The organism is Hyphomonas sp. UBA3601 (genome assembly GCF_002375605.1).
Taxonomy (GTDB): domain Bacteria; phylum Pseudomonadota; class Alphaproteobacteria; order Caulobacterales; family Hyphomonadaceae; genus Hyphomonas.
Genome location: NZ_DFME01000053.1, coordinates 1 through 912, shown reverse-complemented (window position 1 = coordinate 912; position 912 = coordinate 1). Strand labels below are relative to the sequence as shown.

Sequence of the window (912 nt, the reverse complement as noted above, 5' to 3'; positions counted from 1 at the left end):
AAGACCTGCCGATCCTCGGCGTCTGCCTCGGCCATCAGTCCATCGGGCAAGCCTTTGGCGGCGAGGTCATCACCGCCAGGGAAATCCGGCATGGCAAGCTGTCAGAAATCCGCCAGACCGGCGGCGACCTTTTCGAAGGTTTGCCCGAAACCTATCAAGTGGTGCGATACCATTCACTCGCGGTGAAGCCCGAAGACCTGCCGGAAGTTCTGGTAGCCGACGCCTTCACCGAGGATGGCGAAGTCATGGCCCTGCACCACAAGACACGGCCGATCTACGGCGTGCAATTCCACCCGGAAAGCATCCTGACCGAACACGGCCACGCGTTGCTCAAGAACTGGCTCGACAAGCTTTAGAAGCTGATTTCGAAATGCTCGCCAATGTCCGGCTTGTCGTCGGTGAGATTGGCTTTGGCAATTTCGTAGAAGAACTTCGCGCCGCCTTTTGACGTCCAGACTTCACCGGCATCAAGCGACAGTTTCAGCAGTAGGACGTCAGGATCCTGTTTGCCGTCTTCGTACCAGCTGGCCGCGATGAAGCTCCAGTATTCATCAAGCTTCTCCTTGTTGATTTCTGGCATGAGGCGACCGGACAGGCTGGCATAGAGCCCTTCCTTGTCATTGCACAGAACATAGTGCGCGTTCGTTCCGTTGGCATGTTCGGCCATGAACGTACCCTTGGCGGTGATGAACCACAGCTCGCGCTTGTTCTCATCAACATAGTGGGACATGGGCACAGCCCGGCCATCAATCACGAGCATGCCTGTGCGGCAGTCTTCAAGACGATCCCAGAAAGTTTCGGTGAGGTCCTTGTCAGCGAGTTGGGTCATGGGAGGGGAAGTTCCTTTCAGTGTTTCCCTCTCAACGCCTTTCCGGGCAGCCGGTTCCGCAAGACGGTTCGCGCCCCAATGAA

General features: G+C 56.9%; 2 protein-coding genes. One reads left to right on the top strand and one right to left on the bottom strand.

The genetic code is table 11. The annotated features are described in order from the left end of the window. On the top strand, positions 1-356 hold a 356-nt coding region (locus B4F73_RS06205; RefSeq protein WP_290482755.1), incomplete at its 5' end, for an anthranilate synthase component II. Here B4F73_RS06205 and B4F73_RS06200 read toward each other — a convergent pair. Beyond that, positions 353-912, bottom strand: a 560-nt coding sequence (locus B4F73_RS06200; RefSeq protein ID WP_290482754.1) for a pyridoxamine 5'-phosphate oxidase family protein, incomplete at its 5' end; no start/stop codon positions are given. The genes B4F73_RS06205 and B4F73_RS06200 overlap by 4 nt on opposite strands.